The 20488-nt window shown below is 59.1% G+C and carries 20 protein-coding genes; 8 read left to right on the plus strand and 12 right to left on the minus strand.

The genetic code is table 11. The features are described 5' to 3' along the window. Positions 1 to 32 precede the first annotated feature (32 nt). Both KFE13_RS11075 and KFE13_RS11080 read right to left on the minus strand, forming a co-directional pair. Complete coding sequence (locus KFE13_RS11075) at positions 33 to 1697, minus strand: DHA2 family efflux MFS transporter permease subunit (RefSeq protein ID WP_313900637.1); 1665 nt, start codon at positions 1695 to 1697, stop codon at positions 33 to 35. Positions 1698 to 1854: 157 nt separating this feature from the next. Next, on the minus strand, positions 1855 to 3411 hold the full coding sequence (locus tag KFE13_RS11080; RefSeq protein ID WP_260703186.1) for a protein kinase domain-containing protein: 1557 nt from the start codon (positions 3409 to 3411) through the stop codon (positions 1855 to 1857). A 274-nt stretch (positions 3412 to 3685) separates the two neighbouring features. On the opposite strand from KFE13_RS11080, the gene KFE13_RS11085 reads away from it, so the two are divergent. The 4 genes from KFE13_RS11085 (at position 3686) to KFE13_RS11095 (ending at position 6929) form a co-directional block, all read left to right on the plus strand. Continuing rightward, on the plus strand, positions 3686 to 4471 hold the full coding sequence (locus tag KFE13_RS11085; protein ID WP_260703187.1) for a zinc ribbon domain-containing protein: 786 nt from the start codon (positions 3686 to 3688) through the stop codon (positions 4469 to 4471). Then, a complete protein-coding gene (locus KFE13_RS11090; protein ID WP_260703188.1) occupies positions 4468 to 4995 on the plus strand; it encodes a 5' nucleotidase, NT5C type in 528 nt (175 codons plus the stop codon). The genes KFE13_RS11085 and KFE13_RS11090 overlap by 4 nt, the downstream gene beginning before the upstream one ends. 714 nt (positions 4996 to 5709) lie before the next feature. Continuing rightward, entirely contained in the window at positions 5710 to 6195 is a 486-nt protein-coding gene (locus KFE13_RS18695; protein ID WP_390891556.1) for a hypothetical protein, read from the plus strand. 188 nt (positions 6196 to 6383) lie between these two features. Beyond that, complete coding sequence (locus tag KFE13_RS11095; RefSeq protein WP_260703189.1) at positions 6384 to 6929, plus strand: dihydrofolate reductase family protein; 546 nt, start codon at positions 6384 to 6386, stop codon at positions 6927 to 6929. Positions 6930 to 7066: 137 nt separating this feature from the next. Here the strand turns inward: KFE13_RS11095 and KFE13_RS11100 are convergent, their stop codons facing one another. Genes KFE13_RS11100 through KFE13_RS11110 form a run of 3 tightly spaced genes read right to left on the minus strand, consistent with a single transcriptional unit; the run spans position 7067 to position 9092 of the window. Then, positions 7067 to 7855 (minus strand): hypothetical protein, encoded by a 789-nt coding sequence (locus KFE13_RS11100; RefSeq protein WP_260703190.1) that lies wholly within the window; start codon positions 7853 to 7855, stop codon positions 7067 to 7069. Beyond that, the gene (locus KFE13_RS11105) at positions 7852 to 8541 is read right to left on the minus strand and encodes a hypothetical protein (RefSeq protein WP_260703191.1); all 690 of its coding nucleotides are present in this window, start codon (positions 8539 to 8541) and stop codon (positions 7852 to 7854) included. Before KFE13_RS11105 ends, KFE13_RS11100 begins: the two co-directional genes overlap by 4 nt. Further along, a complete protein-coding gene (locus tag KFE13_RS11110; protein WP_260703192.1) occupies positions 8538 to 9092 on the minus strand; it encodes an RNA polymerase sigma factor in 555 nt (184 codons plus the stop codon). The genes KFE13_RS11105 and KFE13_RS11110 overlap by 4 nt, the downstream gene beginning before the upstream one ends. A gap of 195 nt (positions 9093 to 9287) precedes the next feature. Between KFE13_RS11110 and KFE13_RS11115 the strand changes: the two genes are divergently transcribed. Then, positions 9288 to 9836 (plus strand): dihydrofolate reductase family protein, encoded by a 549-nt coding sequence (locus tag KFE13_RS11115; RefSeq protein ID WP_260703193.1) that lies wholly within the window; start codon positions 9288 to 9290, stop codon positions 9834 to 9836. Positions 9837 to 9888: 52 nt separating this feature from the next. Here KFE13_RS11115 and KFE13_RS11120 read toward each other — a convergent pair whose 3' ends face one another. Then, entirely contained in the window at positions 9889 to 11097 is a 1209-nt protein-coding gene (locus KFE13_RS11120; protein ID WP_260703194.1) for a dienelactone hydrolase family protein, read from the minus strand. A gap of 161 nt (positions 11098 to 11258) precedes the next feature. Further along, the gene (locus tag KFE13_RS11125; protein ID WP_260703195.1) at positions 11259 to 12524 is read right to left on the minus strand and encodes a M20 family metallopeptidase; all 1266 of its coding nucleotides are present in this window, start codon (positions 12522 to 12524) and stop codon (positions 11259 to 11261) included. A 196-nt stretch (positions 12525 to 12720) separates the two neighbouring features. Between KFE13_RS11125 and lpxC the strand changes: the two genes are divergently transcribed. Both lpxC and folK read left to right on the plus strand, forming a co-directional pair. Beyond that, entirely contained in the window at positions 12721 to 13641 is a 921-nt protein-coding gene (gene lpxC, locus KFE13_RS11130) for a UDP-3-O-acyl-N-acetylglucosamine deacetylase (protein ID WP_260703196.1), read from the plus strand. Positions 13642 to 13736: 95 nt separating this feature from the next. Then, entirely contained in the window at positions 13737 to 14342 is a 606-nt protein-coding gene (gene folK / locus KFE13_RS11135) for a 2-amino-4-hydroxy-6-hydroxymethyldihydropteridine diphosphokinase (RefSeq protein ID WP_313900638.1), read from the plus strand. A 29-nt stretch (positions 14343 to 14371) separates the two neighbouring features. Here folK and KFE13_RS11140 read toward each other — a convergent pair whose 3' ends face one another. Genes KFE13_RS11140 through KFE13_RS11155 form a run of 4 tightly spaced genes read right to left on the minus strand, consistent with a single transcriptional unit; the run spans position 14372 to position 17182 of the window. Further along, positions 14372 to 15118, minus strand: a complete 747-nt coding sequence (locus KFE13_RS11140; protein WP_260703197.1) for a hypothetical protein — start codon at positions 15116 to 15118, stop codon at positions 14372 to 14374. A 9-nt stretch (positions 15119 to 15127) separates the two neighbouring features. Next, the gene (locus tag KFE13_RS11145; protein ID WP_260703198.1) at positions 15128 to 15865 is read right to left on the minus strand and encodes a hypothetical protein; all 738 of its coding nucleotides are present in this window, start codon (positions 15863 to 15865) and stop codon (positions 15128 to 15130) included. Then, entirely contained in the window at positions 15852 to 16790 is a 939-nt protein-coding gene (locus tag KFE13_RS11150) for an ABC transporter ATP-binding protein (protein WP_260703199.1), read from the minus strand. The genes KFE13_RS11145 and KFE13_RS11150 overlap by 14 nt, the downstream gene beginning before the upstream one ends. After that, on the minus strand, positions 16787 to 17182 hold the full coding sequence (locus KFE13_RS11155; RefSeq protein WP_260703200.1) for a GntR family transcriptional regulator: 396 nt from the start codon (positions 17180 to 17182) through the stop codon (positions 16787 to 16789). The genes KFE13_RS11150 and KFE13_RS11155 overlap by 4 nt, the downstream gene beginning before the upstream one ends. 159 nt (positions 17183 to 17341) lie before the next feature. On the opposite strand from KFE13_RS11155, the gene KFE13_RS11160 reads away from it, so the two are divergent. Then, positions 17342 to 19162, plus strand: coding sequence for a tetratricopeptide repeat protein (locus tag KFE13_RS11160; RefSeq protein ID WP_260703201.1), 1821 nt, complete (start codon positions 17342 to 17344; stop codon positions 19160 to 19162). 19 nt (positions 19163 to 19181) lie between these two features. Here the strand turns inward: KFE13_RS11160 and KFE13_RS11165 are convergent, their stop codons facing one another. Next, positions 19182 to 20303, minus strand: coding sequence for an alpha/beta fold hydrolase (locus tag KFE13_RS11165; protein ID WP_260703202.1), 1122 nt, complete (start codon positions 20301 to 20303; stop codon positions 19182 to 19184). Positions 20304 to 20488 lie beyond the last annotated feature (185 nt).

Below are 20488 nucleotides of genomic sequence, written 5' to 3' on the forward strand. Positions count from 1 at the left end.
CTTAGCCGGTCCCTCTTTTTGTTGACCTGAATTTAGTGGCCTGCAGATGGGCTGGCGTTCTTCGGTGGCTTCGGAATGAAGAACAACAGCGGAAGCATGCACGCGCAGAAGATGCACATGTATTGGATGATGTCGAGATAGGCCAGCATCCCGGCCTGGCGATGCATCTGGTTGTAGATCCACGCCTGTGCAGTGTGCGCCGCGTCGCCCAGCATCGGGTTGCCGCCGCCGTGTCCGCCGAAGGCTTCCTTGAGCTGCTTCACCTGATTCACAAAGGCAGGATTGCCCGGTGTGAGGTTACGGATCATGTTGGTCTCATGCGCAGCCGTTCGTCGCGTCAGCATCGTGGCGACAAACGCTGTGCCGCACGATCCGCCGATGTTGCGTGCGAGGTTCGTCAGGCCGGAGACGTCGTTGCTCTCCGACTGCTTCACGCCGATGTACGCGATCATGTTGATCGGAATGAAGAGGAAGGCCAGTCCCGAGGCCTGGAAGATGCGCAGGAAGACCAGGCGTCCGTAGCTGATCTGCAGGTCCATCGTGCTCATCAGCAACAACGCCAGCGTCAGCATGGTGAAGCCGTAACCCATCAGCTTGCGCGGATCGACCTTGCTCGAAAGGAAGCCGACGACCGGCATCATCGCCATCATCATCAGTCCGGCAGGGGAGAGCACCATACCCGCGAGCTGGGCGGTGTAACCCAGCAATGTCTGTACAAACTGCGGGATCAGCACCGTCGTGCCATAGAGCGAGAAGCCGAGCACGAACATCAGGATGAAGCCAATGGCGAAGTTGCGCCGTTTGAACAACGTGAGATTCACGATCGGACGATGCCCGACACGAAGCTGCCGCAGCTCCCACCAGATCATGATGACGAACGCGATGATCATGGCAAAGAAGAAGAACGTGATCAGCGGAGAGGAGAACCAGTCGTCCTCCTGGCCCTTGTCGAGGATGAACTCGAGCGAGCCGAAGGTGAGACCCAGCAGACCGAAGCCGAGAAAGTCGAGCTTGATGCCGCCCTTCTGCGATTCCTTCACCTGATCGGCGACCCACGGTGGATCTTCGACGATGCGCGATGTCAGAAAGAGTGACAGGAGGCAGATCGGCACGTTCAGGAAGAAGATCCAGCGCCAGTCGTAGTTGTCGGTGATCCATCCGCCCAGCGTGGGACCGATCGCGGGAGCGACGACGACGGCGAGTCCATACATCGCAAAGGCCTGTCCGCGTTTTTCCGGCGGGAAGGTGTCGGCAAGGATCGCCTGTTCTGACGGAGCGAGTCCGCCTCCGCCGATGCCCTGCAGGATGCGGAAGAAGACCAGCAGCGGAAGCGACGGAGCGAGTCCGCACAGCGCCGAGCTGATGCCGAACAGCAGGACGCAGATCATGTAGAACTTCTTGCGTCCGATAAATGTCGTCATGTACGCGCCGGCCGGAAGGATCACGGCGTTGGCGACGAGGTATGCGGTCAGGACCCAGGTGGCTTCGTCCTGGCTTGCGCCGAGTCCACCAGCGATGTGCGGCAGAGCCACATTGGCGATCGACGAATCGAGCACCTCCATGAAGGTCGCAAGCGTGACGGTCATTGCGACGATCCACGGATTGATCTTCGGCTTCCACGCAACGTGATGCGTGGCCGTTTCCTGTTTCGGTTCCGGCAGGTCTGTTCCGGGGAGATCTAAAGTTGTCGTCGCCATGAGAAAGGAAGTTTGACTAGAAGTTTCGATTCGCTGGAAATTTCACCGGATTCAATTTCTTCCGGAGTTTCTTCGCGTGATGCACTTAAAAAGGTGCAGGCCGCACATAGATTTACAACATGTACGGCCTGAGGGTTCGGTCGAAGAGCGCATTAATTTAATGCGAGTAGTTCTGTGCGTAGATATCGCGCGGAAGTCCCTGATTGCGTGCCTGCTGTTTGAAGGCTTCGGCCTGCTCACGCGTCATCGGTCCGCCAACTGTAACCAAATAGGGAGCGTGTCCGGTCGGCGAAAAGACTTCTGCGTTCAGCGACGGATGTTGCTTTGCAAGGGTCTCTGCTTTGTGCTGTGCCTGATCTTCATGGTTATAAGTGAAGGCCACAACGCGCCACTGCGTCTTTCCGCCTGCTGCCTGATTGTTGACTGCTGCAGCAATGGGTGAAGCAGGAACTGCCGCTACGCGATTGTTGGCAGAGGTTTTTGCTGAAAGCGGCTTGGTTGCGGAAGGCTTGGTCGCTGCTGGCGCAGTTGCAGTTGCATCGGGTGTGCTCGATGTGGCTGCCGGTTTTATCGCCGGAGTGTTCGTGCTGGTGCCCGGCTCGCTGCGCACCATGCGCCAGCCGATCAGAAGGGCCAGCAGGACCAGCGCAGCGATACCGGCGACGATCATGCGGTTCCGTTTCTGGTCGGCTTCGTCGACTGACTTTACGATACGGTGCCGCACATCGGGTGTTTGTGTGATCGCGGGCTTCTCTGCAGGCAGACTCTCGGCAACTGCTTTGGGTGATGTCGCTGTTGCCGGAGCAGGTGCTGTGGCAGGCGGCTTCGCAACGGGAGTTGAAGAACCTGGTACAGCGGTCTGCTTCTCGAAAAGGTTCTCCTGCACGGCTGTTGATGCCGGAGCGTTCGCCTCCGTGGATGCGACAGGCTCAGCCTTGGCTGCAGGCTCGACCGGCCTTACCGGAGTTTGAGGAGCCGCGGATGGTTTGGCTGGTTGCGCTACAGCTTCCGCCACCTGTATGGGAGAGACTGGCCCGAGTGCGGCGGTCATCTCCGTCAGTCCCCAGCGGCCACTTAATCCGTTGCGAATGATGCCGTCGAATGGGCTGGGCAGCAGTGTTGCAGAGCCTTGCAGGCTGGTGCGTCCGGTAAGAGCCTGCAGCAGAACGACGGAGACGGCATGCACGTCTGCGGCTTTTTGCTCTGCGATGTTCGGGCCGATGCCGTCGGGATCGTCGACAGCGAGCTTCACGCAGTCGCTGCGCAGTTTTACGGTCTCGCCGGCAGCCAGAATATTTGCGGGCTCAACCTGGCCATGCACAAATCCGCGCTCATGCAGGGCCTTCAGCGCAGAGAGCAGGCTGGCTGCAAGTTGCTTGGCTTCGTCTGTGGTGAGCGTGCGGTTCTCCAGCAGCTCAGCCAGTGAAATTTCGGTCGGTTCCATCACGGCGTAGACCAGCGGTGTACCGTCGAGCACGGTCTCGCCGAACTTGCGCATCGTGATCAGGTTTTCCTGCTTGATCTCCGAGATGGTCCGCCAGCGATCGAGAATCTCCGATTCATCGAAGTGGGCCTCGATGACGCGGACAAGCGAGGCGGTTCCTGTTCCATTTGTTGTGACAAAGAAGGCGCTCCGGCCCTCAGGGCGCAGCAGCTTCTTCAGTGGATACACCTCGGCGATCGTTCTTCCTTCGTAATCGCTCCACAGCTTCATAACACACACCAATCCTTGGGAATGGAATCAAGGGAGAATGCCCCAAAGGGCAAGCCGAGCAAAAAGGCGCTAAACGTCGCGGGCCGTACACGCGCGCAAGCGCTATGCAATGCTGCCATTATCGTTCATTGGATGCAGGTTTCTCAACGCGCGGCCACGGCGGGCGGTTCCAGAATTGGTTCGTCTCGTGCGGCCGTGCTAGACTTCGGTCTTCGCCGCAGCTTTCTGTTGCGGTACCGCCTTCACAGGCCAATCTAAAAAGCAAAGGTCCCCGATGCACCCGGATCTGGAAAAGATGATTGTGCTGCAGAGCCTCGATATTGAGGCGCGGCGGCTGAACGATGAGATCGCCGAGCTTCCCAGGCGCGTGCAGAAGCTGGCTGCTGAAGGTGAGGCTGCGAAAAAGCATCTGGCTGCCATTGTCGAAGGCATGGCGAAGGAAGACGCGCTGCGCCGCCGTCAGGAACTGGACATCAAGGACCATCAACAGAAGGCTGCTCGGCTGCAGAAGCAGATGGACGTGGTCACCACGACGGCACAGGCTGCGGCACTTGAGCACGAAATCGCTTTTGCGCAGAACGAGGTCAGTCGGCTTGAGGACGAAGAACTGGCCAGCATGGAGCGCACCGAGACGCTGGAGCTGGAAAAGGCTTCGGCTGAAGAGACCGTCGCGAACCTGACGCGCAGGCACGGCGAGGAGAGCGCGAAGACGGCTGAGGCGCTGGAACGCGATCGTGCGTTGCTGGCCGAGGTGGAGGCGAAGCGCGCGGATTTGCGTCCGCAGATTGGTGAGAATTCGCTTTCGATGTACGACCGCATTGCGAAGAGCCGCGGAACGGCGCTGTCGGAAGGTGTCGACCAGAAGTGCTCGGCTTGCCAGATGCTGGTTCGTCCGCAGCGTTGGAACGATCTGCGCGATCGCTCGAACGATGAGCTGATGCTGACCTGCGAGACCTGCGGGCGCATTCTTTATTGGGACCCCGCACGCGATGCTCCGCAGAAGAAGCCAGCGGAGCGTCAGGAGAGTATTGCGGCCTCCATCGTGCGAGCTTCGCTATGAAACGAATTGCCATCGATATGGACGAGGTGATGGCAGATGCTCTTGGGGAGCATCTGCTGCGTTATAACCGCGATCATGAAGATCAGCTGACGTTGGCCGACCTGCAGGGCAAGAAGCTTTGGGAGGTGGTTTCGGCCGACCGTCATGAGACGCTGTATGGCTATCTGCAGTCGGAGGATTTTTTTGAGAACCTGGCGGTGATGCCGGAGTCGCAACGTGTGATCAAGCGGCTGCAGCAGAACTACGAGGTTTTTATCGCCACGGCAGCGATGGAGGTTCCGGCTTCGTTTGCGCAGAAGTTTCGGTGGCTGGCGAAGTACTTCCCTACGATCTCGCCGGCGAATATTGTGTATTGCGGCGATAAGAGCATCCTGAACGCCGATTTTCTGATCGACGACAATCCGCGTCAGCTGCGCCGCTTTAAGGGCGAAGGCATCCTGTTTACTTCGCCGCATAACATTGACGTAAAGGGGTACAGGCGCGTGAACGACTGGCTGGATGTGGAGAAGCTCTTCCTGGGGTGACCCCCCTCCTATACGACTTTGTAAAGCCCTTGTTTTGTTTGGCTTGTGCGATTTGCACAGGGCAAAATATTCAAAACAGAAGAGTTGAGCCTAAAAATATTGATTTATAACGAGTTAGCCCCGGTCCTTTTGGACCGGGGCTTTTTTGTTTGCTGATTTAAGTTTAGCGAAGTGAAGGAAACTCATCGGCAGATTTTTGTGTGTTTATTTGCTTTGGAATGAGGGAGTTGTGATTTTGGGGGGCTTGACAGGCGTTTTCGCTCCAGTTGGCAGGGCGTTGCGCGCTTCGGGCTTCCCTCCGATATATCTCCTATATCTCCCAACGAGCTCGTCGGGGCCGAGCCTTTGATAGAGCGGTGGCCGCTTCGCGGCGGCTGGATTCTGACACTCATTCGACTGCGCTCAAGGCAGGCTCAAAAAAGCTGTGCTCTTCCGAAGTGCGGTTCGGGGTTTTGCCGTAAATGAACTCTCATGGAAGAAGCTGCACGTAAGCATTCGGCGTGAGAAGGGCGTTTATGAGGACTTATCAAATTGCTATGAGTGAGGTAGAAAGGAACAGTGCTACATCTACTCATATTCGCGACAGGCTTGTTCCTATCTCCTACGCACAACGCATGTAGGGGTGGGGTCACAACTGCGCATTTTCCGCAACTTGGCATCGTCTACGGTCAGATTGATGACGAATCCGGAGCGCCGATTCCAAGAGCTGATGTCGTGTTGAAGGCCTCCTCAGGCAAACGGCAATATAAAGTCGCCGACGAAAACGGATGCTATATGTTCACCGCAGAAGCCGGCGACTATACAGTCCTTGCTCGATATCCGGCCTTCCGAATCGCTTCGGCTAGCTTGCACATCGAACCCGAACAGGCCCAAGTCAAGGACATACGTTTAGATGTAGCCAGTTGCACAAATTGCGTGGAGGTTCAGGGAGCGGCAACGTTCGCCGCATGCATACGGGACGCCGGAGGCTACGTAGCTTCCTCGACTGTCACGCTGACACCACGAAACAAACCGCAGAACAGCACGCCGATCACAGTACACCTCGATGAATGGGGTTGTGGACGCCTACAGCCCCCAGAGGGCGTTTACCAACTGGATGTCGTGACGCCCGGCTTCCTTTCGTTGCGGAAAGTACTCTACCTAAAATCTGGCCCGGAATCGCCTAGGGAGACTCTGATCATCCGGCCACTGAAGCATTAGATCGCACCCATCTGCTCAAATCCCTATATGTCGGCTTGTCGGCAGTAGCGAACAACCAGGTGCGGCCGGTGGTTCTGCGAGCTTCTTCTCTTTTCCTGGGTTCTGTCTTTGTTTAGGGGCAACTGTTTGCCGGTTCGAGATTAACTTCGCAATTTATTGAAAATCTGGTCGAGGTACGGAGTGCGCTCATGAAGCTCTCGGTTTTTTGTGGGGTGAGTGTGGATGGGTTTCTTGCTCGTCCGGACGGTGCGCTGGATTTTCTGGAGGCGGGTGGGCAGGAGCCGCACGGTTTTGAGGAGTTCTTTGCAAGTGTGGATGTGGTGGTGCTTGGGCGGAAGACGTATGAGATCGTCCAGGGATTCGGCAAGTGGTTTTATGGCAGCAAGCAGGTTGTTGTTTTGAGCAGCAGCGGGCCGCTGGATTTCTCTGTCGCCAAGGATGGGGTTATTGAGCAGATGGCGGGGGAGCCGGCGGAGATTGCGGCGCGGCTCAGGGCGCGCGGCTTCAAGCATGCGTATATCGATGGCGGCATCACGATTCAGCGATTTCTGGCCGCGGGGTTGATCGACCGGTTGGTGATTACGCGTGTGCCGGTTTTGATTGGAGCGGGGATTCCGCTGTTTGGTGCGGTGCCTCGCGATATTCCTCTTCGCCATGTGGAGACGCGGAGCTATGAGGGTGGCCTGGTGCAGAGTGAATATGAGATAGATGCTGCGGGGTCTGCGAAGGATTGAGAACGATTCCACGTGGATTGCGGTGACCCCCAGGTCTGGAGTCGAGACCTGGGGTTGAGTCGGCAGTTGCGGCGCTGCGAACGAATGCGGGGGTTCTTCGCTTCGCTCGGAATGACCCTTCGTATATTCATCCACCCTTAGTTCGTGATGGGTTCGACGGTGGCCTGGATTTCGGTGCGGCGCGTGGTGCCGGCGGTGTCAAGCGAGCCGATGGTAAGGGGTTTGCCAGGGGTGAGAGTGGAAATGCCCTCGTAGACGGCCTGGCGGAGGACGGGGTCTTGTGCAGTAGCTGAGGCTTCGACGACGCTGGATTGTTCGACCTTGGCTCTGAGACGGATGTTATTCGGCGATGCGTCATCGAGAGTGGCGTCGAAGCTCATGCCTACGTCGATGTACGCGACTTGCGATTGCGGATTGGTGGAATTTTTGAGATCAATCCCGGTGACGACAGGTACCTTGTTGCCCTGCTTAAGGGTGGTTCGCTGGCCGGGGAAGAGGACCATGCTGTAGTGCTGGTCGCCGATGCGTTTGGTTCCGTCGAAGTCGATGAGGGTGTAGGTGAGGCGATAGGTCTGGTGGCGGCGGTCGAGATCGTTGAGGATTTTTTCGACCTTCTCTATCTGGTCGGCTGTGGTGTCGATGACGATGGCACTTTGAGAGGGAACCAGGGTGATTTTGGCGCGCGGATCGAGAATGTTGCGCAATGCGGTGAGGACTTCATTCTGGTCGGCCTGGGAGCTGCTCTTGAGAAAGAAGGTGCGCAGGATGGTGGGGCCGCTGGGGAGCTGCGATTTGCAGGGCGCTGATTGAGGGGCGAGCCTGGGGGGCTCGGTAGGTGCCTGGGCTGCGGCGGTGAGTGGGAGAGCCGAGGTGAGCGCGAAGGCGATGGCGAGTCTGCTCGAGTGCGAGGTGCGTGGGAATGTCATTCACTTTCTCCAATGGTTGGGGGTGGCGGGGGCGGGGCAAAGAATGCGGTGAAATCGGCGGCTTCCTGCTGCTCGCGGGCGGCTTTGCGCTCGGCGGTAATCTCGACGAGGTCGTTCGGATTGCCGTGGCGGGCGAAGCGGATCAGGAGCTTTTCCTGCTCGGTGAGCGGGAGAGGGGGCGCGGGGTGGCTGATGAGAGCGGTGGCTTCAGGCTGCGAGTCTGCGATGCGATTTGTCTGCGTGAGACGCGGTGGTGGTGCTGTGTGCGGTTGCAGCATAGGCGTGTGGGTGGTGATGGTTGCTGCTGCGATGCGGGGTTGCGATGTGTCGTTCGTAAGCGGGGTTGGAGGCGCTTGCACCGTGGGTGTTGTTGTGGGTTGGTGGCGGCGAGTCGCAATGATGGGGATCACGAGGGCGAGGGCGACGGCGCAGGTGAGCGGTATCCAGCGCCAGCGAGGTGTGGCTGAGCTGGCAGTGTGAAATGCGGGGGTTCTTCTTCGCCCAGCGAACCAGTTCGCCGGGGACGCGGTTCCTCGGCGAGCGTCCGACTCGCTCGGAACGACGCCTTCGGTTGCAGCATCGAGAGTGTTGAGGATGCGCCGCTCCAGGCCGTAGGGAGGCGCGGCCTGGGTGAGGGCGTGGAGGACACGGTCGATCGTGTGATCTGGATTGCGATCCTGAGTCATCGGTAGCCTGCTTTCTCGAGTCGGGCGCGCAGGCGGGTGCGTGCGCGGAAGAGGAGTCCGCGGACAGCGGCTGGGGAACGGCCGGTGATGGCGGCGATCTCTGCTGTGTCGAGCTCGTCGATGGAGGAGAGGAGGAGGGTCTGGCGTTCGAGTTTTGGGAGGCGTTCGATCTCGTCGAGTGCGGCGAGCATGTGGCGGCGCTCGTCGAGGGAGCGGTCGGCGGGAAGACCGGGGGCGATGAGGGAGTCGATGAATACGGAGTCGGTGGGGCGTGACTTGCGGCGGCGCAGGCGGTCGAGGGCGAGATTCCAGGTGATGCGGACGAGCCAGACGCGGGTGTCGCGGATGGCGGGCAGAGCGGAGGGGCGCTGGAGGACGCGGAGGAAGGTGTCCTGGACGACGTCTTCGGCTTCGGCGGGGGAGCGGAGGAGGGAGTGGGCGACGCGGAAGAGGAGGGCAGAGTGGGTCTCGACGAGAGCGGTGAGGTCAGCTTCCGACTCGGCGCTCTTGATGGACGACAGCAATGCCAGGCTTTCCTCGAACGATGCCATAGAGAGTGTTCTACAGCACAGACGCGTGGGGTCGCGTTGCGTTCGGAGATTTTGTGATTTGGGGTAGATGGTTGCTGGCTCTGTGGTTGTCTGGGGGGAATAGGGGCTCGACTGCGTCGCTTGGAGTGCTGTGCTCGGCATGACAGTTTGGCTGCCAAAGTTGTTCGTCGATCGCAACGGCGGTAGTCTTGCGGCATGCGACCCCTTCGGTATTCCATCAACATCACGTTGGATGGGTGCTGTGATCATCGAGCCATCGTTCCGGACGAAGAACTGCATCGTCATGCGGGCGAAAATTTGAAGCAGGCGGATGCTCTTCTTTTTGGCCGGGTGACTTACGAGATGATGGAGGCGGCGTGGCGGCAGCCGGCGCCGGCGGGAGCGAGGCCTGAATGGATGGAGCCCTTTGCCCGGACGATCGATGCGGCGAAGAAGTATGTTGTGTCGAGCACGCTGGACCGGGTCGATTGGAACGCGGAGCTGGTGCGCGGTGACCTGGAGAAGGCTGTTCTGCAACTGAAGCGGGAGCCGGGCAAAGGACTGTTTGTGGGAGGCGTGAAGCTTGCGCAGGCGTTGGCGGAGCTGGGATTGATCGACGAGTACGAGTTCATGGTGCAGCCCAGGCTGGCGGGACATGGGCCGACGTTGTTCGCAGGGCTATCGAAGCCTGTTCCTTTGAGGCTCGTGAGCCGGAAGGAGTTCGGCTCGGGCGCAGTGGCGATGCGGTATGAGCCGATACGATAGCGATGAGCTTGTTCGTTGCGTCGAATGCATCCGCCAGGTTGTCTCTGCGGGGCTAGTTGGGTCTCGCGGCTCCAGGATTCGATGCAGGAGCAGCTGTGCGGACTTTTACAGACATGGTATGTCTGGGGACGCCGTTGACGCTCGGTGAAGCCTTCAGGAAGGTTCCGGCCTGAGTATCGTGCTTCAGGTAGAAGTCGAGGAAGGCCTGCGTGTATTGCATGACCCAGGAGAAGGCGACTACGCCGTCGGCATAGTCGTAGTCTGCGACCTGCAGGTTGGTGAGTTCCTTCTCCCAAAGCTCTTCGTTGCGATAGGCGTTGGAGTAGAACTCGGGATGGAAGAGGCCCAGCATGTGCACGGTGATCAGGTCGCCGTGAAGCCACTGATTGAGAACGTTTGGCCCTTCGGCGTGAAAGCGGCTGTTGAGCTTGTCCTGATCTTCGAGGGATTGATCGCCTTCCTCGAAGTAGATCAGGGGAATTGTCATCTGGTCCGGGTGGACGGTTCCGGAGGCTTGAACCAGGCCGGGGAAATAGCGCTCGCTGCCGTCGAGTGAGACGAGTGCCTTGATGCGCGGATCGCGGGAAGCGGCGAAGAGATTGGCGAGTCCTCCCCAGCTGAAGCCTATGGCGGCTACCTTCGTCCTATCGGTGTCCGGAAGCGTGGCTGCGTAGTTGATCAGGAAGATGATGTCTTTAGCCTGAGCATCGACGCCTTGAAGATCGTGAGTGGATTCACGTGAGTTCGCTCCCATGGCCGGACTTGAGATCACAACATAACCGTGGCTTGCGAGGTATTCGCACAGGTCGGCATTCTGCCATGTCCCAGAGCTGAAGCTAGGAGAGTAGATGACGACGGGAAAGTGGCCATCTTCAAAATGCGCGTCACGGACGGCTGACATGACTTGTCCTGAGGCCTTTTGAAACCATTCCTGCAGGCGTTCCGTGTCTTTTGTTCGTGTGGGTTTGCCGAAGGTGGTTTCGGTTTCGATCATTGCGAGATAGTCCCGCATGGTCATCGTGGGTTGATCGCTTTTCTGCGCGGGATACCAGATAACCGTCTGCACAGGGCGAGGGTGTTCTGCCTGAGCTTGATCTGTGCCGAAGTTGCGTGTGCGGTCGTACTGCTCGACGAGCTTCACGCCGACGGCGTGTGGGCCGGGCTTTACCTGGAACTTTACAGCGGCGTAGTTTTGGGCGAGAACGGGTGAGATCGCTCCCAGAAGAATGCAATAAAGAGCTGCCAGGCGGCATAACGGCATGAGGTGCCTCATGTTTGGAATTACAGTCTTTGTACCTTTACGTCGTAGGGGAAGCATCCGTTCCATTCGCCGGATCCCCATGGCGGTGCGGGCGAAATGCGGGGGTTCCTCGCTTGGCTCGGAATGACACCTTCAAAACGCAGACAACCTGCAACTGACAACTAATCCACGGTGGCGATCATGGCTGCGAGCAGCGCGGTGCGTGGAGCGAGGTGCTGGATTTCGATGTGCTCGTGGGCGGCGTGGGCTCCGGTGCCTACGGCTCCCATGCCGTCGAGGGTGGGGATGCCGAGGGCGGCGGTGAAGTTGCCGTCGGAACCTCCGCCGGTTCCGGCCTCTTCGAGGGGGAAGCCGAGCTCGGCGGCTAGTTTTTTGGCCTGCTTGAAGAGGGCGACGGTGCCGGGCTTGCGCTCCATGGGCGGGCGGTTGATGCCTCCGGTGACGGTGAGCTTGCAGGCTTTGTCGAAGGGCTTGAGGGACGAGAAGAAGCGGTCGACTTTTTGTGCGTCGGAGGCGCGAGCGATACGGACGTCGATTTCGACGTAGGCTTCGGCGGCGATGACGTTGGAGCGGGTGCCTCCGGCGATGACGCCGGGGTTGACGGTGAGTCCGCGGCGGAGGTCGGTGAAGGCGGCGATCTTTTCGATCTGGCGGGCGAGCTCGAGGACGGCGGAGTGGCCGCGCTGGAAATCGACGCCGGAGTGTGCGCCGATGCCGGTGACGTGGACGCGATAGTTGCCGATGCCTTTGCGCGAGGTCTTGAGGGCGGCGGTTTTGCTATCGAGAATTTGGGCGGGTTCGAGGACGAAGACGGCGGAGGATTCGCGCGCGAGTTTTTCGGTGATGGGACGCGAGATGGGCGAGCCGACCTCTTCTTCGGAGTTGATGAGCAGGGTGACGGGGCGGCGGAGGAGGGAGAGTTTCTGGAGGACGGAGATGGCGGTGAGGGCCATGACGACTCCGGCCTTCATGTCGAGTGTGCCGGGGCCGTAGATTTTGCCGGCGTCTTCGCGCCAGGGCATGGAGCGGAGGGTGCCGTGGGGCCAGACGGTGTCAAGGTGCGAGAGCAGAAGGATGGGTTTCTGTCTGGATCGCTGCGGGCCGAAGCGGAGTTCGTAGACGTCGCCGAAGGGAGCGTCTGTGGTGGCATGGGCAGAATGCGGGGGTTCCTCGGCTTTGCTGCGCTTCGCTCGGAATGACACTTCTTCGTTGCCTTTTTGGCTCGCTCGGAATGACACTCTCCCTTTCTGCCGGTGGCGTTTGACGCGGGCTCCGAGGGCTTCGGCCCAGGTTGCGGTGAGCTGTTGGGCGGCGTTGACGGCGGCGGGGTCTTCGCTGGGGCTTTCGACGAGGACGAGCTCGCGGAGGTGTTCGAGGAGCCAGGGGGTTTCCTGCTGGGTACGGGCGAGGAGTTGGGCGAAGTCCATGCTAAGTCTCACTAGATGCCTGATTTGTCGTGGTTTACAGGACGAATGAAAGACGAAAGTGTGTCTAAATTGCAACACAAAAAAGAGTTGACCCGTCTGTAACCTAGTAGCTGGAATTTTAGAGCAGTTCCGCTATGGTGTTGTGAGCTTTTGGAGTTGCTTTGACGGAGACCCTTGGTTCGGAGAGTTTAGCTTCGTGAGATCGCAGGTGCACCTGGAATGCACAATCCGGTCGGCGATTGAGTTCAGTGGAGTAGGGCTGCACTCGGGGGCTCCGGTGTCGATGCGGTTGGTTCCGGCTCCGGCTGGTTCGGGCATCGTCTTTCGCAGGACCGATCTGGACAACTTCGAGATTACGGCGACGGGGCGGAACGTGGCGAAGGTGAGTTACGCGACGAGCCTGATGCGCGGGTCGGTGCTGATCTCGACGACGGAGCATCTGTTGAGCGCGCTGATTGGCTATGGGGTCGATAACGTCATCGTCGAAATCAACAACCTTGAAGTGCCAATTCTGGATGGCAGTGCGCTGCCGTATATTCGCGCGTTTGAAGAAACAGGGCTGAAGCAGCAGCGGCGTCGGCGTGAGTACATGCGCATCCTCAAAGATGTTGAGGTGCGCGACGGTGCGAAGTTTATCGGCGTGTATCCGGGCAAGGGCTACCAGATCGACTACATGATTGATTTTCCGGAGCCGATTGGCGTGGAGGGATTTCGCGGCGACCTGGCGACGGGCGATTATGCGCGGCTGATTGCTCCGGCGCGTACGTTTGGGTTTAAGGAAGACGAGGCGATGTTGCGGAACATGGGATTGATCCGCGGCGTTTCGGACGACAGCGCAATTATTCTTTCGCGCAAGGGCGTGGAGAATGGTCCGCTGCGCTTTGACGATGAATTTGTGCGGCACAAGGTGCTGGACCTGATCGGCGATCTTGCCCTGGCGGGACGCAGGATCGAAGGCCGCGTGGTGGCGGAGCGCGCGGGACATGCGATGCATACGGCCCTGGTGCAGCGATTGCTGAAGGATCGCAGCGCGTGGGAGCTGGCGCATGTGCATGATGAAGTGCATGAGCCGGAGACGGCGCGGGCTTCGGTGAGTATGCAGCCCGTTACGGTTTAGGGTTTCCTGAGACATTCTGCGAAGCGCACATCCGGCAAATGAAGGTGCCAGATATGGGGCACCTGATCCTGATGATGCTGTGGCTGGGATGAGAAATGCGGGGGTTGCTTTCACCCCAACGAGCAAGCTCGCTGGGGACCCCGGTCCTCGGCTCCGCTCGGAATGACACCTTCTTTGGTTGCGTACGGGCTCCGGTGCGCATTGGTTTTCTTTATGCTCATCTGATGACGGGTTTGTTTAAGGAGAAGGCGGCGATTGCGCTGGGGTCGAATCTTGCTTCGCCGTATGGCGATCGCGAGGCGAATCTGCGCGAAGCGGTGCGGCGGCTGGGTGCGCTGGGTAAGGTGACGGCGGTCTCGCGCTTTTACGATACGGAGCCGGTGGGATATGTGGAACAGCCGCGGTTTCTGAATGGCGCGGTGGTGCTGGAGACGTCGCTGTCTGCAGAAGACCTGCTGCAAGGCATGATGGAGATCGAGCGGGCGATGGGCCGCGAGCGTGTGATTGCGAAGGGACCGCGGGTGGTCGATCTCGACCTGCTGCTGTATGGCAGCAAGGTGGCAAGCACGGCGGAGCTCACGCTGCCGCATCCGGAGATGCATCAGCGGCGGTTCGTACTGGAGCCGCTGAGTGAGATCGCGGGCGAGTGGGTGCATCCGGTACTGGGGGAGACGGTGCGGGAGCTGCTGGACCAGAGTTAGAAGCTCCCCTGCGTCATTCGTCGGAGTTGCTACAGATCCTGACGCGAGGTGACGAAGGCGCCGATAGATAGCAGGATCAATGCGGCGGTAAAGAAGCCGAAGATGGGTGTGAGGGCGTAGGCGGGTCCCCAGAGCATAGTGTGGGTGTCAAGGTATCGGGGGAGGAGGCCACTCATGAAGTCGGCGACGTGGAGATGGTACGGGCGGAGGCGAGGATAACGCGCTCCCGCGAGGTAGAAGATGTAGGTGATGTAGGCGACCGCGAGCGAGACGTACTCGCTGGTGAAGATGATGGAGGCGAGGAACGAGATCGCAAAGGTGAAGATTCCGCCGACCGCCCAGAGCGGGACAAAGCGCAACCCGTAGGCGAGAGGAAGTTGCTGGTGGACGAGGTGCGATGCGGCGGTGATGACGAAGGGCGGAATCAACGATAGAACGAGGATCTGCAGAAGGCCGAGGGTGGCGCGTGAGACGACCAGGCTGGTGCGGCTGACGGGTAGTGCGAGGGTGAAGCCGAGGGTGTTCTGCTTGCGATCGCGCTGAAGTCCGCCGAGGCCGAGGAGGAGGCAGCTTAGCTGTAAGATTCCGCGTGTAGCTCCGCCGAAGACGGTCCAGTGGATATATTGGGTATAGTTCTGGACGCGTGGCGTGCTGTGGACGACTCCTGGATAGAGATAGCTTTCGAGAAGCGTGTAGACGAGACACATGACAGCGATCAGTGAAGCGCTGAGAAGGAATCGTACTCGGCTTTCACGCCACGCTTTGTACCAGAGCATCGTCATCTCCTAAAAATCTCGCAGCTGTATGCGCCGCGAGGCGAATACAACGAAGGTAAAGCTGAAGAGCACCATGACGAAGAGCGAGAACCATGGCATGGGGCCTGTGAGCAGGTGCTGGGACTCGTTGAAGAAGGGCATGTCTTCTCCGTTGATGATGTCGAAGATATCAAGCATGCGGAAGCGGGAGAGCCAGGGCAGTTGCAAAAGCACGCCGTAGAGCATGAGCGAGGGGACGGCGAGAAGCACCGAGGTGTACTCCCCTTCGAGGTGATGTGCGAGGAGGAAGGTGAAGCCGTAGAAGAGAGCTCCTGCGGCAGCCCACAGGGTGGCGAAGCCGAGCGTTTGTGCGACGGGATACACCTGGCCAATGTAGTGGGAGGCTAGCGGTAGAACGGCGATGGGGACGGCAGCGATGGCGATGACTCCGAAGTAGCCGATGAGTGCTCGGGTGAAGACGATATTCCTTCGGCTGACGGGAAGGGCAAGAGTGAAGCCCGCAGTGCCGTGCGCGCGCTCCTGAAGCAGGCCGCCGCTGCCGAGGATGATGGAGAGGATAAGGAAGAGATCGCGACCGATGCTGTTGTAGACGGCTTTCCAGATGTAGGCGACGTAGGTTATCGGAGCGTCGGCGTGGTCACGCATCGTCTGCTGATTGATGACGATGAAAGCGCAGACGATGGCCATTGCCGCCATGCCGGCGAGGATGACGGTTCTCATCTCGCGCCAGGATTTATACCAGAGCATCTTCATGCTCCCGGTGCAGTTGCTGGTCCTGGCGGTTTCTGTCCTGAACGGTCTCGAGGAAGATCTCGCGCAGGTTGATGGGCGAGATATCGACGGCGACGGCACCGCGCTCGCGGCCGAGCTGTGCGATGGCGTCGGCGTTGCTGCTGGCGAGGATGGTGATCTGGCGGCCATCCTGACGCATTTTTTCGACACCGAGAAGCGGCTCGAGCGTTGGCGCGGTGGTGGAGAAGCCCAGGGAGATGCGGCGGTAGTTCTCGCGTATCTGTTCGAGCGACATGTCGAGGACGGTGACGCCGCGGTCGATCATGAGGATGTCGTCGGCGATGCGTTCGACCTCGGAGAGCTGATGCGATGAGAAGAAGACGGTCGTGCCGTTGGCGGGCGCGCTGACCAATGTTTGAAGAAGCTCTTCGATGGAGACGGGGTCGAGACCTTCGGTGGGTTCATCGAGGATCAGCAGGCTGGGGCGTCGCGAGAGGGCGAGCAGTAGCGCCAGCTTGGTACGCATGCCCTTGGAGAGGGCTTTAACTTTACGGTCTGAGGGCAGGCGATATTCTGCGAGCAATTTCTTTTCAATGGCGGGTTGCCAGTCTGTGTAGAAGGAGCGCGTAAACCGGATCAGTTGTGCCACGGTCATGTAGCCGTAGAGTCCTTTGTCTTCGCCGACGTATGCAATTTTTCGGCGTATCTCGATGCTCTCGCGAGGATCGCTGATGCGATGACCGAGAACAGTGCCGCTGCCCGAGGTGGGTGCGACCATGCCGAGGAGCATCTTGATGGTTGAGCTTTTGCCTGCGCCGTTGCGACCGAGGAAACCGGTGATGCGCTCGGAGCGCACACTGCAGTTCAAGCAGTTGACGGCGCGGAACGAGCCGTAGTCTTTTGTGAGATTCGATGCCTGAATGACTCTCTCTGGAATCATGAGTTCCTCGCTGTTGCTGCGATGTGGATGAGCTGGTTCTCAAAGAGCCGGCGGATTTCGTCTGGAGAGAAGCCGTCTTCGTGCAGGTCATCGACTACGCCGCGCACCTTCGCCTGTGCCTTGAGGAGTTTGCCGGTGCGTGATCTGGCATTGCGAGGTGTAGAGATATATGCGCCAGAGCCGTGACGAAGCTCGAGGAGGCCTTCGTGCTGCAGCTCCATGTAAGCCCTGGCGACGGTGTTGTGGCTCACAATGAGTTGCTCGGCCAGCGTGCGAATGCCGGGCATGAGGTCACCATCCTGCAGGACACCGGTTTCTACGGCGTGGCGTACCTGTTCCATGAGCTGGAGATAGAGGGGGTGACCGGAAGCTGGATTCAGGCGAAAAATCATAACCACAACTGTACCGCTGTATAGGTACAGCATGTCAATATATTTCTTTGAAATTTGTTTGTCTGCGATGTCGTTTGGGTTGGGCGATGGCTGCTGGTGATCGCGGTACCGGGGGTCTATGCTATTGAGTTCAGGGTGTTGCCAGAGAAGAGGAGCAGTATGCGACGTCGGTTGGCGGTAGTTTGTTGTTGTGCTGTCTGGGTAGGTGCGGTGTTGCAGCTTGCGGTGGCGCAGCAGCCGGCGATGCTATGTCACAGCGAGGAGATGACGGGGATTGTGACGTCGGCTGAGACGCTGCCGCCTCCTGTGAAGATGACGGGGATCGGCAATAGCTCGATGGCGATTACGGTGGCCAACGATGAGGCGCGGATGTGGTTTACGCAGGGGCTGAATCTGCTACACGACTTCTGGGACTATGAGGCGGCGCGTGCCTTTGAGCAGGCGGTACGCGTGGATCCGCAGTGTGCGATGTGCTACTGGGGGTTGTATCAGGCGGCGAGTTTTCACAGGAGCGGCGTGAAGTGGGGAGACGATGCTCTGGCTCGCGCAGTGGAGCTGGCGAAAGACAAGAAGCGTGCGACGCATGCAGAGCAGCTCTACATCAAGGCTGCCGAACAGAGTCATAAGGAGCAGGCGGAGCGGTCGAAGCATGGGCCGAATACGGGCGGCAGCACAGGGTCGAAGCCAGCAGCGTACAAGGAATCGAAGGAGACGAAGACGCTGCGCAAGCTGGTGAAGATGCTGCCGGAGGATGTGCAGGCTCGGGTTTATCTGGCTGAGTCGATGATGAACGGCTTCGACGCGAAGGGTATGCCGAAGCAGGGAACGGCGGAGGGGCAGCAGATTCTGGTGGAGATTTTGAAGGAGCATCCGGATGACACGGCGGCGAATCATTACTGGATTCATGCGGTGGAGCCCGGGAATCGTCCTGAGCTGGCGCTGGAGAGCGCGAGGAAGCTGGGGGCGTTGACGCCGGCTTCGGGACATATGGTGCATATGCCGGGGCACATCTTTTATCGCACGGGAGATTATGAGGCGGCGCGCGCGTCGTTTGAGAACTCGATGCGTGTGGATGAGGCGTACATGCAGGCGCAGAAGGTGACGGTGGCCAACGACTGGAACTACGTGCACAACCTGATGTACCTGGTTGCGAATTTGATGGAAGCGGGCAGAGTGGTGGAGGCAATCGAGATTTCGGCGAAGCTGACGCATGCGCGGGGTGAGGCGGGTGGGACGTTGTATCGGCAGACTCCTCGTGATGGGTTGACGCGGCTGAATGTGCAGCTGCCGGTGTTTCTGCGTGCGGGTGCGTGGGGATCGGCTACGGAGGCGTTGGAGAAGAGCGCTCCTGATCCGGAGCTGAAGAATCTTACCGGTCTGCGGAAGGTGATGCTGGATTACACGCAAGGCATGGCAGCTCTGGAGCGCGGCGATGCGAAGTTGGCTCGGCGCAGTGCAGATGCGTTGGCGGAGTATGTGAAGACGAAGCCGGAAGAGGACAAGGATTCGATGCCAGGGATGGCGGCAATGTCGATGGCGAAGGATGCGATGGCCAAGCCGCTGCACAGCTTTCTGGATGTGGCTTCGCTGGAGCTGACGGCGAGTGTGTTGCTGGCGGAGGGCCGCGGCGTGGAGTCGGATGCGATGTTTACGAAGGCTGCGGATGCGGAGCGGGAGCTGGGATATCGCGAGCCGCCGATGTATATCCGGCCGGTGGGTGAGTCGCGCGGCGATGCGCTGCTGCGGGCGAAGCGCTATGACGAGGCGAAGGCCGCGTACGAGGCGGCGCTGAAGGAGCGGCCGAACTCAGGCTATCCACTGTTTGGGATTGCACAAGCGGATGTGGGGGCGAAGCGGACGCGCGAGGCGACGGAGGATTATGCGCGATTGCTGAAGGCGTGGTCGAAGGCGGATGCCGACCTGCCGCAGGTGCAGGTGGCGCGAGCCTGGATTGAGGGTCAGGCGGTAAGTGGGCAGTAAGCGAGCCGTTAAAAATGATCTATGGAAGCGAATCGAGGAATTGGTTCGTCTCGCTTAGGACCTGGGTTCCGTTGGAGATGAAGATGTAATGGTTGGCGTTTGCGATACGAACGACATGCGCGGTTGGCTGTCCCTTCTCGAACGCATCGATTTGGCGTGCTTGATTTGCGTCTGCCGCCGCTGCTGCCGCGATGTTTTGTGGTGTGTCGCGACGGAAGTTCACACCTTTGTTCTGCGGATAACCGATGATCGCGAGAATGGGCAGCTGAATGGGCGCCGTGAAATGCTCAAAGTTTTTGGAGACTGCACTACCCGCGTCAGGTGCTGCGTTGAGAGCGCCCAAACTGCCGTCAGGATTTTCGAGGAAGCTCTCATGAAGTTCTGCTTCGGGGGGAACTCCGCCAATCGCAGTCGTCATCCTCTTCTTCATGGCAGCGAAGCTGGCTTTATCTGCCGGATCGGGCGGACCATACGCTGGCCGCAACGGATTTTCGGCGGAGTTCAATTTGCGGTTTAGATTGTCTTCGAATTGTGGGAGCGCAGCTTTGACCTGACGCATCTGTGCTGGATCATCGGGCTTTTTCGCAAGGTCATCGATCTTCTTCTGGAGATCTTTGAGACTGGCTTTGTAGTCGCCAGCCGCGTCATAGAAGGCGTAGGCATAGGCGGCATCAAGATAGACGAGCGCGGAGACACGTTCAGGGAAACGGGTTCCGATGGAACTGAGTTCTTCACCTGCGATAGAGTGGCCGATCAGTACAGGTCGCTCGATATGCAGTTGAGTCATTACTGCGAGGATGTCATCGCCAAGTCTTTCCGGAGAGTAGCCGCTGCCGGTATGAGTGGATTTGCCGAAGCCGCGCCGCGTGATGGCGTAGACATGATATTTGCTGGTGAAGATTGGGGCGAAGTCATCCCAGATGTGGGCTGTGTTTCCGAGCCCGGCGAGGAAGATGAGGGGGCGGCCGGTGCCACCCCAGTCCAGCACTTCGAGGTTGATGTCCCGGTCGACGGAGATTGTCTTGCTGTGATGCGGAGACAGGTCGTGCCAGGCAGGCGTGGATGGAGTTTGGGATGATCCCACTTGACTGATGAGGAGAAGGGAGAAAAGTAGAGTGACGGGGGCTTTGAGAAGGATCACGGAAAGAGTCCAATTCTGGTGGTTTGGGAAGACTATGGCGAGCGCGTGGCGCGGGTCAACCAAAGGGTGGAGATGAAATTGGATCGGATAGGTCATGACTTGGGGCGGGGGTCAGCCCTAGATTGGTTTACAAGATATCTCATACAACCTCCAGGAGGCGCTTTGGCGCCTCTCTTTTTTTGCCC

The sequence above is a fragment of the Edaphobacter flagellatus genome (assembly GCF_025264665.1).
Taxonomy (GTDB): domain Bacteria; phylum Acidobacteriota; class Terriglobia; order Terriglobales; family Acidobacteriaceae; genus Edaphobacter; species Edaphobacter flagellatus.